Source organism: Alteromonas sp. B31-7 (genome assembly GCF_015767655.1).
Lineage (GTDB): Bacteria > Pseudomonadota > Gammaproteobacteria > Enterobacterales > Alteromonadaceae > Alteromonas > Alteromonas australica.
Map to the genome: position 1 here is coordinate 2,783,339 of NZ_CP065233.1, position 13,166 is coordinate 2,796,504.

The following is a 13,166-nucleotide window of genomic DNA, read 5'->3' on the forward strand; positions in this document are numbered from 1 at the left end:
AAACACCACAACGTTAAATTTTATAATAACTTCTATACCAGTTTACAAAATTTGTTATGCCTTCCGTAATAGATACCTTGGGCATGTAACCTGTATTTTTATTTAAAGCATCAACATTTGCGTAAGTAGCAGGTACATCTCCAGCTTGTATAGGAAGTAAATTCTTTTTCGCTTTAACACCTAATGCATTTTCTAAGGTTTCGATAAAACTCAGTAAATGTACGGGCTCGTGGGCGCCAATGTTATAGATTCGATAAGGCGCTTTACTCGTTGAAGGATTTGGTGTTTTCCCGCTCCAAGACTCATCTGAAGCTGCGTTATTGTCAAGCGCCTTTAAGACTCCATCGACAATATCATCTACATAGGTGAAATCTCTATAATGATCGCCGTAGTTATACACTTGAATTTCATCACCCGCTAATATTGCTTTTGTAAACTTAAACAAAGCCATATCGGGGCGCCCCCAAGGGCCGTAAACTGTAAAGAATCTTAACCCAGTCGTAGGAAGCCCGTATAAATGACTATAAGAGTGGGCCATTAGCTCATTCGCTTTTTTAGTGGCGGCGTAAAGACTTACGGGATGATCCACATTGTCAGACTCTATAAATGGCATGGTTTCGTTCGCACCATATACCGAACTAGAAGAAGAATAGACGAGATGCTTTATATTCTCGTGTCGACAGCCTTCAAGAACATTAACGAAACCGACTAAGTTAGAATCTACGTAAGCATGTGGGTTTTCAATTGAATAACGAACACCAGCTTGCGCTGCCAAATGCACTACTTTATCGAATCTTTCGTCTTTGAATAATGCTGCGACGCCTTCTTTATCCTCAATCCCTAACTTCACAAATGAAAATTTATCGCCATGGGAACTTTGACTAATGTCCTGAAGCCGCGCTTCTTTAAGCTCTACTTCATAGTAGTCATTTAGATTGTCAATACCTACTACAGTATGCCCAGCGCCTAACAACGCTTTACACGTTGCTCCACCAATAAAACCTGCAGCGCCAGTAACCAAAACCTTCATGTTATCTTTATCCATATTTTAATATATTTGTATGTTCTAATTTTGCGCCATGAGATACAAGAAAACTTTTTATTTTTCCACCCACTTTTCAGTGTATCGAGTGTCGTTTCATTCGTTTAATGACTCTTAGCCAACAATATGCTTTAATCAATGATGGCCGATGAAAAATAAATTCTTACAAAAATCATGCTACTCCATACTATATTTCGGCTACCCTTAAAAACGCTTTTTACTGAACAATATTTGGTCGAGAGTTTTAAAAATGGATAAAGAGGCTTTAGCAGTGCACAGCGACATGGACCCCGATAAAATAAACACATCGTCAAAAGGGGGCTTTATAGTAAGAAACCAAAGCGGCTTCTCTACTGCTTATAGACTCGTTGACTTAGTTATCATCACTTGCATATTCTATGTTTGCCACCTTTATCTCGTCAGTTTTATCCCTGACAATAGCATTGTGGCCCTACTCATTTTTGCAGTTATATTTCAACTAGTTGCAGAAGCTATGGACTTATACCGCTCTTGGCGCGGATATAGCACCACTGAAATACTGAAAAATACAGGCTACTGCTGGAGTATCACCTGTATCCTCTCACTGACTGCGTATTTTATAGTGGGTATTAACACCTTAAACAATGCTGTTTTGATTTCGTGGTTCGTCACCTCTGCCGGCGCATTGCTCAGTTGGCGTTTCGTCATGCGTAAGTTTCTCTTTAAAATTAGACAAAGCGGCATGAACACCCGCCAAGCCATTGTTATTGGCGCCACCAAAACTGGGTATAGCTTAGCGCATCAAATTGTTGATAACGAACAGCTGGGCATTAATTTTCAAGGCATGTTTGATGATCGCGCCGAAGATAGGCTGCCACACAAGTTCAAAAACCAAGTACTTGGTGGTATTGAAGATGCCATTGAAATGGCGCGAGCGAATAAAGTGGACTACATCTATATTGCCCTTCCTATGAGTGCGGAAAATCGCATCCGCGACATCTTAGAAAAGTGCGCAGACACCACCGCAAACGTTTATATTATCCCTAACTTCTTTATTTATAATTTGATGAACGCGCGATGGCAAAGTATTGGTTCGGTGCAGGCGCTTAGTGTTTACGATACCCCGTTTCAAGGGGCCAGCGATATTCTCAAGCGCGCTGAAGATATTGTACTCAGTAGCATTATTTTGCTTATGCTGACATTACCTATGCTATGTATTGCCGCAGCGGTCAAGCTCACCTCTCCCGGCCCCGTCATTTTCAAACAGAAACGTTATGGTTTAGATGGTAAGCAAATTCTTGTTTATAAGTTCCGCTCAATGAAGGTACAGGATAATGGCCCCGTGGTGAAGCAAGCCACCAAGAACGACCCAAGAATTACTAAACTCGGTTCTTTTTTACGTCGAACTTCGTTAGACGAACTGCCTCAGTTTATTAATGTCTTACAGGGGAGAATGTCAATTGTGGGCCCCCGCCCCCATGCTGTTGCGCACAATGAAGAATATCGTAAGCTGATTAAAGGCTATATGCTTCGTCATAAAGTACGCCCCGGCATTACCGGCTGGGCGCAAGTTAATGGGTTGCGCGGTGAGACGGAAACCATTAACAAAATGGTGAAGCGTGTGGAATACGACCTTGATTATATTCATCGCTGGTCTGTATGGTTAGATTTGAAAATTATTTTCATGACAGTGTTCAATGGGTTCATTAACAAGAACGCGTATTAGTCGCTTTTTTCAGGTGCAACCATTCACATCAGGAGAGCATTTACCGCTCTCCTTTTTTATTCGAATTTAACCGTTTTTTCTTGCCGATTTGCCCATACTATTGCTACAAAGTAATCACTTAATGTATGTTTTTACACTTTCAACCAATAAAGCATTGACGACCTGTCGTAAGACATTTAACGTTGGCGTTGATTTAATAAAAAACTGGACACTATGAGCGACGATAATCCTCACTCTACCAACGGCTCCTCAGGCAAAAGTTGGTTAGATAAACTCAAGCTTTCAATCTCTGGCGAGCCGAAAAGTAAAGAAGAACTGGTGGAAGTTATCTCTGAAGCCGAGCGTAGCGAAATTATTGACCCGCAAACACGGGAAATGATTGAAGGCGTGATAGGTGTTAACGAGATGCGTGTGCGCGATATTATGATCCCGCGGGCACAAATGACCACTATTGATGTCGAGCAAGACGTAGAAGCCTTTCTTCCCGTGATGTTGGAATCTGCCCACTCACGTTTCCCTGTTATTAGCGAAGACAAAGACCATATCGAAGGCATTTTGCTAGCGAAAGATTTGCTTAGCTATGCGTTTAATGCTGAACGGGAATTTAATTTGCGCGATGTGTTGCGCCCTGCGGTTATTGTGCCTGAAAGCAAGCGTGTTGATGTGCTTTTGAAAGAATTCCGCCAACAACGCTATCACATGGCCATTGTGGTCGATGAATACGGCGGTGTGTCAGGCTTAGTGACGATTGAAGATATTCTTGAGATTATCGTAGGTGAAATCGAAGATGAATTTGATACCGAGGAAAGCGGTACCGATGATATTCGCCCGTTGAACAAATCGACCTATTCGGTGAAAGCGCTCACGCCCGTGGACGAATTTAACTCCTTCTTTGAAACCAGCTTCAGTGAAGAAGAAGCCGATACTATTGGTGGTATTGTGCTCAAGGCATTTGGCCATATGCCAGAAACCAATGATGAAGTCACCATTGGCGATATTCAGTTTAAAGTGACAAACTCAGATAAGCGTCGTCTTATTCAACTGAAAGTCTCAGTCCCTTCTTTGGAGTAATTCTTCTGAAGACATTACTCGCGTATTTGTTGCTAGCCATTTGCGGTGCTAGCCTTACATTAGCGTTTGCACCTTTTAGTATATGGCCCCTAGTGATTCCCGTATTGGCCTTGGCTATTCGCCAAATTGCCAAACTTCGCCACAGAGCTTTCTTAGCTGGCTGGGTGTTTGGCATGGGCTGGTTTGGTGCGGGAATTAGTTGGGTACATGTCAGTATTGCCGATTTTGGTGGCCTACCGCTGGTAGGGTCGCTAGCTATCATGGCGTTGCTTTGCGGTTACTTGTCATTATTTCCTGCATTGGCCTTTAGCCTCACTTCCCGCTTTTTCACGGTGAACTTGTGGCCATTAGCGCTCCCGTTTTTCTGGTGTTTAAGCGAATGGTTGCGTAGCTGGTTGTTGTCTGGTTTTCCTTGGCTGTCCTTAGGCTACAGTCAAATTGACAGCCCCTTATCGGGTTGGGCGCCTATTATTGGTGAAACAGGGTTGACAGCCCTGTTACTTATTGCCGCTTCACTTCTTGCTTGTAATGGGTTTAAGCGAGCAACCCTCTATGGCGGATTAATATCACTGGCCATTTACGTTAGTGGCTGGTTGGCTTTACAGCATGCTTGGGTTTCGCCAAAACAGACTTACTCTGTCGCCATGGTACAAGGTAATATTCCACAATCCTTACGCTGGGTGCCTGAGCAAGATCAACCCACCATGGATAAGTACTTACACCTTACCGAGCCGCTTTGGAATAGCGATTTAATTATATGGCCAGAGGCCGCTGTGCCAAAATTAGAGCCGCTGGCACAGCCCTATTTGGCTAGGGTTAATGAACGTGCATTTAACGAAAATACCGCGCTAATTACAGGCATCGTTAACTTTAATTGGGAAACCCAAGAAGCGTGGAACAATTTAATTGTTTTGGGTAAACGCACGCCTACGGCGACACTTCCTGATTACCAGTACTTTCATAACAATCGCTTTGCAAAACACCATCTGTTACCTGTGGGTGAATTTGTTCCTTTTGAAGACTGGTTGCGCCCTCTTGCGCCCTTGTTTGATTTACCTATGTCTTCGTTTGCTAGAGGGGCGTATCAACAAGCTAATTTAGAGGCAAATGGCATTCACTTAGCCCCTGCAATTTGCTTTGAAATTGCCTTTCCTCGCCAAGTGGCAGCAAACCTTTATGCTAATACGGATATGATTATTACTGTCAGTAATGACGCCTGGTTCGGTCGTTCTCACGGCCCTGCCCAGCATTTAGAAATAGCCCGTATGCGCGCCCTAGAGTTCGGGCGGCCAGTCTTACGGGCTACCAATAACGGTATTTCTGCGTTTATTGATGCGAAAGGACAAATTACCGCCCGCTTACCTCAATTTGAAGCGGGTAGCCTAACGGCACCGGTCACGGCAACCGAAGGGCTTACTCCCTATCGTCAACTTGGCGACCTCCCTATGGGAATATTATTAACGCTATTGCTCATCGTTAGCATCACCAGCAAAAAGCACAGACGTTTATTTAGCTAGTTCAGCGGTTTGATTCGCAAGGTGAACAGGTAATGACGCAACAAAAAAGCGGAAATGACGAGGTCATTTCCGCTTTTATCCATGCAAATGAGCACTCTCTTTGTATTACGCGCCCGCCGCTTGAATAGCCGTAAGTGCAATGGTAAAGACGATATCATCAACTAAAGCGCCACGGCTTAGGTCATTAACCGGCTTTCTCATACCTTGTAGCATGGGCCCTATGCAAACAAGATCAAAGCTTCGCTGAACAGCCTTATACGTGGTGTTACCCGTATTTAAGTCTGGGAATACAAACACATTGGCCTTGCCCGCCACGGGGCTATTTGGCGCTTTACTGCGCCCCACACTTTCAATGGCAGCAGCGTCATACTGAAGCGGCCCGTCAATAAGTAAATCAGGGCGTAGCGACTGTGCAATTTTAGTGGCTTCTCTTACCTTTTCTACGTCAGAGCCTGCACCTGAGTCGCCAGTACTGTAACTGATCATGGCCACCCGTGGCTCGATGCCGAACATCTCTGCCGATGTAGCAGATTGTATTGCAATATCGGCCAACTGCTGTGCATTAGGATCGGGGTTGATGGCGCAGTCGCCGTAAACCAGAACTTGGTCTGGTAATAACATAAAAAACACTGAAGACACTAGCGACGCATTTTCAGCGGTTTTGATAAGCTGCAAAGCGGGGCGAATCGTATTCGCAGTGGTGTTGACCGCACCGCTGACTAATCCATCGACATCGTCGTGTTGAAGCATCATTGTGCCTAAGGTGACATTGTCTTGCAGCAGTTCATTAGCAACCACATCGGTAACGCCTTTGTGACCTCTTAGCGCGACCAATCCTTCCACGTACTGCCCGCGAATAGCTGAAGGTGAGAGAATTTCCACCCCTTCACCCAGGGAAACACCTTGTTGTGCTGCCACCCTTTGAATTTCGGCTTCTTCACCTAAAAGTACTGGCCGTGCCAAACCACGCTTTGCACATATCGCAGCAGCTACCACTGTTCTTGGTTCATTACCCTCGGGTAAAACAATGCGCTTATTCACTTGTCGAGCACGATTCGTGAGATAAAAACGAAAGGCAGAAGGAGAAAGCTTTTTCTGACGAGACACTTTTTCTGTTAGCGAGGTAACCCAGCTAGCGTCTAAACTTTCTGCGGTGTGCACCATGACTTTTTCGATACGTAAGCTATCATCAACAGGGACTTCTTGATTAAACGCATGCAAGCCTTGTGCAGTTTGCCAGGTATTAGTATTCACCGACATCACTGGTAACCCGGTTTCCATGGCTTGGTTACAGAGTTTTTGAATATTCTCATCAATACTATAGCCGCCGGTAAGCAATAGTGCGCCTAACTTGGTGCCATTGAGCGCCGCTAAGCAACAAGAAACGAACACATCGCTTCTATCTCCAGACAGTACCAATAGCGCCCCGGGCTTAAGCGCATGTGTCATATTGTGAATTTCTCTCGCACAAAACGTCACACTGCTTAGACGGCGAGAGGCAATATCCCCTTCGTTTATTAACTGAGCGTCGAGGTGTTTCGCCACATCAATAGCGCGAGGCGACACTAAATCAGCATTCCAATCAACACTGCCCAAAAAGGCTAAACCTTTAGAGAAAATAGGCAATGAACGAAGCGCTTCACATCTTTCTTCATCGTGCTCAGGCGCGTCTATTGCACCAATATCAGCGCGAAGCCTTCCATGCTCATCTAATGGTGCATTCACTTTATTGAAAATGCAGCCTACCACTTTCTTACTTTTGTGGCCGCCATAGGTGTCCACCACAATTTCAAGACGATGGTTAATATCCACGGGGTTTTCATTGCCTGGTACGCACACAAATACGATATCGGCGTCTAGCGCACGACTAATTTCTAAGTTCAATCGCTCTGCATAAGGGTGGTGGCGAGTGGTCACTAGTCCTTCAATCACCGTGACCGCGTCACTTTGCTGATGCTGTTCGAATCGCTCAATAATCTCTTCAAGCAATTCATCAGTATTGTCGCTACTGATCATCTGTTCCACATAGCCTAATTCAAATGGCTTTATTGGCTTTACACTGCAGTGGTGACTAATGATGGTTGTAGAGCGCTCTTCACCATTATCACCTCTTCGTGGTTGGGCTAGTGGCTTGAAAAAATTAATCTTGATGGCTTGTTCTTCTAAAGCACGAACTAACCCCATGCTAACCGTAGTAAGACCCACACTGGTACCTACTGGAATTAACATAATTCTGCGTGACATATAAACTCCTGGTAAATTAGGCGAAGGTTGCGGCTTCAGCAGCAATCACCCACTCTTCGTTAGTGGGTACGACAAAAACACGCTTATTGGATGAATCAGACGCGATATCGCCGCCTTTACCAAACCGCGCCTGTAGATTTCTGTCGATATCAATATCTACACCTAAATGAGAAAAATAACCCATAGTGGTCTCACGAATAAGGGACGAGTTTTCCCCAATGCCGCCAGTAAATACGATGGCGTCTAGTGATGGCACCGCAATCATGTACCCGCTAATATATTTGGCTAGCCTATAACAGAACATTTCAATGGCTAATTTCGCCCCCTCATGCCCTTCAATTGCAGCATCTTCTAATGTTCGACAATCGTTGCTTAACTCCGAAATGCCTAACAAACCCGACGACTTGTTCAGCAAATCATTAATTTCATCTGCCGTTTTGCCCAGTTTATTTTGCAGGGTTCCGGGTAGGCTTGGGTCTAAATCACCGCTTCGGGTCCCCATAATGAGCCCTTCTAACGGAGTAAAACCAAGGCTGGTATCAACGGCAACCCCCTGCTCTATGGCTGTCACACTGCAACCATTACCCAAATGAGCACTAATAATACTGGTTTGTGCCACTGGCTTATCTAGCAGCGCAGCCGTACTGTCTAAAATAAACTTGTGACTGGTGCCGTGGAAGCCATAGCGTCGAATGCCGTGATCGCGATACAACGCTTTCGGAAGCGCATAAAGATACGCCTTTTCAGGCATCTTTTGAAAAAAGGAGGTATCGAAAACCACCACATGAGGCAAATCTGGGTAGGCTTCTTGCGCCGTTGTAATACCTTTTAAATTCGCCATATTATGCAAAGGTGCCATACTGGCGTACTTTTCAACGTCAGCGAGTACACTGTCGTCCACCAATGCGGCTTGCTTGAAACGCTCACCACCGTGAACGACGCGATGTCCAACTGCAATGGGCGCAACCCCAGTATCGGTAATCACCGTTTGAATCGCATTCAGTGCTTCTGTATGGCCGGCATTAGGCGACAATTGCACTTTATTTTTACTGCCATTATGTTTGAAAGTGAGACTAGCATCGCTATTTCCTAAACTTTCCGCTATCCCTGATAATCCTGCTTCACCGGTATCTGCATCTATGATGGCAAATTTAACCGATGAGCTCCCACAATTTAAAACAACGACGTCTCTTTTCATTCGATCACTTTAAGGTATGAAGTTAACAATACAAACACGGATAAGTGAAACAATTTTGGGCATTTTCACTTAGTAAACAATAGTTTTAATTGTAGCTTAAATATCATGAAAACAACATCTTAAATGAAAGTAATTCTCAACAACCGGGTTAATAATTCCCCCTTTCACTGAACAAAAATAACGATGACAAAAAATTTTTAATTTTTTTTGTTTTTTTTCTTGAAAAGCCATTTCCTCACCCTATATATGAATTGTCGGCGCTGAAAGGTCAGGTCGACAGAAATGCCGCCGAAGTATCGGGGCACAATTTTTAAACATATTGCTTTATATTGAGGATATGACTATGCGTACTATCGATCTATCTCCACTTTACCGTTCATTTATTGGTTCAGACCACCTAGCTTCATTAATTGATGCTGCGTCTCGTGCTGAAAAACAAAGCACTTACCCTCCGTATAACATCGAACTTCTAGACGATGATAAATATCGTGTCACTATGGCCGTTGCTGGCTTCAGCAAAGAGGATGTCACCATAGAAGTTCAGGAAAATACGTTAACGATTACGGGTAAAAAGGCCACTGAAGATAAGGAAGCCACTGAACGTAAGTTTTTACATAAAGGTATTTCAGAGCGTAACTTCGAACGTAAGTTCCAGTTGGGCGACCATGTAAAAGTACTTGCGGCCGACATGGAAAATGGCTTATTACACATCGATATGGAGCGTGTCATTCCAGAAGCGAAGAAACCAAGACAAATTGAAATTGGTTCAAGGTTGCTTGAAAACAACTAATTGATCTTCATGTTCCCTGGTTTTTGACGGCGCCTTATGGCGCCGTTTTTTGTCTTTCCCGATTGATTAGAGTAAACCTTTCAGCTTCGCTAGCCCATAAGCGTTGCAGGTTGACGCATCTTTTATTTCACCGCCGACCACTTTTTCATGAAATTTTTGTAGAGGCATGGGTACGATTTTTAAATCTTCCTCTTCAACATCTAGCGATTGCTTACCTTGGGTCAGACCTTTTGCCAAATAAATATGGTAGCCCTGATTACAAAAACCGTAGGCAAGATATTGAAACCCCACATAGATCATTTCATCGACAAGCATTCCCGTTTCTTCCTTAAGCTCACCTTTCGCTAATTCACAGGGATCGGCTTTTGGGTTGTCTTCCCAAGCTCCTTGAGGTAATTCGAGTTGGCGAGAGCCTATGGTATAGCGATATTGTTCAACAAGATAAATGGTATCCTTGTGTACCGGTAAGATAATGGCAAAATCAGGCTTTTCCACCACGCCGTAAAGGCCTTCTTTGCCGCTCGTTCTGACTATTTTATCTTCTCTAACGGTTAGCCATTTATTCTTGTAAACGGTACGAGACGCTAATGTTTCAATGTCCTTTTTCATTGCTTTACTCTTCACGTTTAAATAAAACCAGTGTAAAGACGCAAAACCGTATAAACAATGCGTAAAGGCAACATTATTCAGTTAATAACACGTTGCCCCTATTCGTTGTCCACTTTAAATCCGTCTATTGTGCGTTGAAGCAGAAGGTTATTCTCCTTCATTTCGCCAGATAATTCAGATAAATGTGTGGCAATGTTGACTTCATGTCGGGCCGCTTCTTCAACATTTACCACATCTTGTGCTATCTCTAAAGTGGTTGCAGATTGTTGTTCTGCGGAAGATGACATGGTGTTAGCCATACCTTCTACATTGGTGGCAGCTTCCTTTACTTTTTCCGCGGTGGAGCGCCCTTCGTTGGTCACTTCCATAGAATTGGTGATAGAGGCCACGTTTTTATTGATATCAGCAACGACTATCACACTGGCATCTTTTAAATTAGACAGCAAACTAGAGATTTTATCAGAGGAAGCACGACTACTTTGCGCAAGCTTCCTTACTTCATCGGCAACCACAGCAAAACCTCTGCCATGCTCACCTGCACGGGCTGCTTCAATAGCTGCGTTTAGCGCCAATAAATTAGTCTGATCGGAAAGCGAGTTAATGGTATCCAGAATAGAACCAATTTCTGTCACTTGCTGCTCCATGTCGGCGGCATTTTGTTGTACACCTTTAATATCATTAGATAATACTTCCATACTATGACGAATTTTGTCATTCGCCATTAACGACTGTTCAGCTAATCCGTCTAACTGCTTACTGGCACTTAACGTATCTACCGCTGCTTTAGCAATTTCTCGACTGGTTGCCGCGACTTGCTCAATGGCTGAAGCAATATTTGCCGTAAGCTGTTGGGTTTTCCCAGCATCTTCGAGCATTTCGCCACTGGAGTCTTCTAATTGATTAGAGAGTCGCGAACTCGTCAAAATGGATTGGCCTAACCCACGGACAAGATCTCGCAATGCGAGAATGGTGGCATTAACTGAACGAGATATTTCACCCAGTTCGTTCTTGGTGCTCATTGATAAATCGATGGTGAGATCACCCTCTTTGGATATTTTATCTAGGTTTGCCACCAACTTATTTAACTGTTGCGTAATAATGCTGTGCAAAGTGCGATATATGACAAAAATAAAAAGCGTGAGTAGCACAATGGCTACGAATGTTACCACTAGGTTTGTGTTCGCGCGGTTTGCTTTCGCGTTAACATTATTGACCACGTAATCAAACCGCTCACTTAGCAGGCCTGCAATTCCACCGATTTGCTCTGTGGCCATGGCGAACCACTCTGTATTCGTGGGCAGTGTAGAGAAGTCAGGGTTATCGGAGGTGACATCGTTGACTATTTGTGTAATTTGTTGGCTTGTGCCACTGTTCATCAACGCCTTAAACCTCATTAATGGGTCGCCGTCTAAATTCAGTAGCAGTTTTTCTTCTATGTACTGGGTTTCGTTCGTATAAGCCGCTATCTGCTGGCTAACCGGATTAGAGATACGTCTTGCGGCCAATACGGCGTTCACTTTGCCTCGACGCTGCCCCATTTTTTCTTTGGCTTTTGCAAATAGCAAGGCTTGCGACAATGCCCGTTTAGCATCCGGGGCATTGACTAGCATGGTCAGTGCGTTGGTGGCATTTAACGCGCGTTTATTCAGGTTACTGTAATAGGTAAAGGCGTGCTTCCCATTCGCCTCGTCTACTTGCTTTCTCACTTCAGCCTTTTCGTTTAATAGCGCCAATACCGGTGAAAGAATGACGCTAATCGACGGTGACTCCGACCAGTCTGAGTCCATTATGCTGTTGACTTTTTCAACCGCTGCGTCGGCTTTCTTTCTCTGACTTATCACTTTGTTTCTAGATGCGTCACTTGGATTACCTAAAAAACCTGCCGTTAATCCCCGTTCAACAGCATGATGATGAGCCACTCGCTCTACAGCCGTAATAATTGTCACTAGTTTAATGTCTCGATTAGCAGAAGATAAAACGTCTCTAGAGGCGCTTATGTCTTTGTAAGCGAGGAACATAATTGATATGAACAAGCAGGCTGTACCTAAAATGGTAAGCTGTAACACCGAAAGTTTTTTCAACGCCATAACGAATGACAGCCTCTTTGTAGATAGGGGTAACGGGTTATGTCATTTAATCAACACCATGTTGGCAATACGGGAAACGCATCAGGTTATTGCTAAATAACATATACACTTCCAAAAAGTAGCCTATTATCGGTGTATTTCACATCTATCAATTAGTTTAAGGTTTGTCGACATTGCAGGGCGTTGCACAGATATTTTTGGAGATAAAGAGGGGCTTAACAATGAATGAGAAATGAAGCTATGACGGGCACAAGGGGTGCCGAGAAGACTGAGTAAAACCAGTGGCCTGAGCCACTGGCATACGGTTTGTCAGATGTATTCAACTTCTATGATTTCGACTTCAACAGTGCCAGCGGGCGTTTGAATAGTCACCATGTCATCAAGTTCTTTACCTATTAAACCTCGAGCGATAGGAGAGTTAACCGATATAAGGTTATTTTTAATATCTGCTTCGTCATCACCCACAATGCGATACGTCGTTTCTTCATCAGTATCTACATTTAAAATGGTTACGGTAGTACCAAAAATGACTTTACCTGTATTTTCCATTTTTGTGACATCGATAATTTGGGCGTTAGAAAGCTTTCCTTCGATATCTTGGATACGACCTTCACAAAAGCTTTGTTGTTCACGCGCAGCGTGATACTCAGCATTTTCTTTTAAATCGCCATGCTCACGGGCTTCGGCAATAGCCTCGATAATCCGTGGGCGTGTTTTAGTTTTAAGCTCATTTAGTTCGTCACGCAGCATTTGAGCGCCACGCGCTGTCATTGGATACTGACTCATGAATACAGTCTCGTCTAGCTAGTTAATTTTAAACAGAAAAGTGCGCCTTCTGGCGCACTTTTATTCATTCACATAAATGTCATATAAATAGGATACCGCGTATCCCTTGTTATGTCA

General features: G+C 43.8%; 10 protein-coding genes. 4 read left to right on the forward strand and 6 right to left on the reverse strand.

Annotated elements, in window-relative coordinates:
- Nucleotides 1-13: 13 nt before the first annotated feature.
- Nucleotides 14-1,030, reverse strand: coding sequence for an NAD-dependent epimerase (locus IUA53_RS11995; RefSeq protein ID WP_196899519.1), 1,017 nt, complete (start codon nucleotides 1,028-1,030; stop codon nucleotides 14-16).
- A gap of 262 nt (nucleotides 1,031-1,292) precedes the next feature.
- Between IUA53_RS11995 and IUA53_RS12000 the strand changes: the two genes are divergently transcribed.
- The 3 genes from IUA53_RS12000 to lnt all read left to right on the forward strand — a co-directional run bounded on the left by IUA53_RS12000 (nucleotide 1,293) and on the right by lnt (nucleotide 5,335).
- The gene (locus IUA53_RS12000) at nucleotides 1,293-2,747 is read left to right on the forward strand and encodes an undecaprenyl-phosphate glucose phosphotransferase (protein ID WP_196897162.1); all 1,455 of its coding nucleotides are present in this window, start codon (nucleotides 1,293-1,295) and stop codon (nucleotides 2,745-2,747) included.
- 213 nt (nucleotides 2,748-2,960) lie between these two features.
- A complete protein-coding gene (locus tag IUA53_RS12005; RefSeq protein WP_044056725.1) occupies nucleotides 2,961-3,818 on the forward strand; it encodes an HlyC/CorC family transporter in 858 nt (285 codons plus the stop codon).
- Nucleotides 3,819-3,823: 5 nt separating this feature from the next.
- Nucleotides 3,824-5,335, forward strand: coding sequence for an apolipoprotein N-acyltransferase (gene lnt / locus IUA53_RS12010; RefSeq protein WP_196899522.1), 1,512 nt, complete (start codon nucleotides 3,824-3,826; stop codon nucleotides 5,333-5,335).
- A gap of 105 nt (nucleotides 5,336-5,440) precedes the next feature.
- Here the strand turns inward: lnt and pta are convergent, their stop codons facing one another.
- Together pta and IUA53_RS12020 are read right to left on the reverse strand one after the other, a co-directional pair.
- Entirely contained in the window at nucleotides 5,441-7,579 is a 2,139-nt protein-coding gene (gene pta / locus IUA53_RS12015; RefSeq protein WP_196897163.1) for a phosphate acetyltransferase, read from the reverse strand.
- 16 nt (nucleotides 7,580-7,595) lie between these two features.
- Nucleotides 7,596-8,777 carry an acetate kinase gene (locus IUA53_RS12020; protein WP_196897164.1) on the reverse strand — a complete coding sequence of 394 codons (1,182 nt, stop codon included), beginning with the start codon at nucleotides 8,775-8,777 and terminating at the stop codon, nucleotides 7,596-7,598.
- 343 nt (nucleotides 8,778-9,120) lie between these two features.
- Between IUA53_RS12020 and IUA53_RS12025 the strand changes: the two genes are divergently transcribed.
- Nucleotides 9,121-9,567 (forward strand): Hsp20 family protein, encoded by a 447-nt coding sequence (locus IUA53_RS12025; protein WP_044056721.1) that lies wholly within the window; start codon nucleotides 9,121-9,123, stop codon nucleotides 9,565-9,567.
- A 66-nt stretch (nucleotides 9,568-9,633) separates the two neighbouring features.
- Here the strand turns inward: IUA53_RS12025 and IUA53_RS12030 are convergent, their stop codons facing one another.
- From IUA53_RS12030 to greA, 3 genes are all read right to left on the reverse strand, one after another.
- Nucleotides 9,634-10,176, reverse strand: a complete 543-nt coding sequence (locus IUA53_RS12030) for an NUDIX hydrolase (RefSeq protein WP_196897165.1) — start codon at nucleotides 10,174-10,176, stop codon at nucleotides 9,634-9,636.
- A 98-nt stretch (nucleotides 10,177-10,274) separates the two neighbouring features.
- Nucleotides 10,275-12,263 carry a methyl-accepting chemotaxis protein gene (locus IUA53_RS12035; protein ID WP_196897166.1) on the reverse strand — a complete coding sequence of 663 codons (1,989 nt, stop codon included), beginning with the start codon at nucleotides 12,261-12,263 and terminating at the stop codon, nucleotides 10,275-10,277.
- A 309-nt stretch (nucleotides 12,264-12,572) separates the two neighbouring features.
- The gene (gene greA, locus IUA53_RS12040) at nucleotides 12,573-13,049 is read right to left on the reverse strand and encodes a transcription elongation factor GreA (RefSeq protein WP_044446912.1); all 477 of its coding nucleotides are present in this window, start codon (nucleotides 13,047-13,049) and stop codon (nucleotides 12,573-12,575) included.
- Nucleotides 13,050-13,166: the final 117 nt, after the last annotated feature.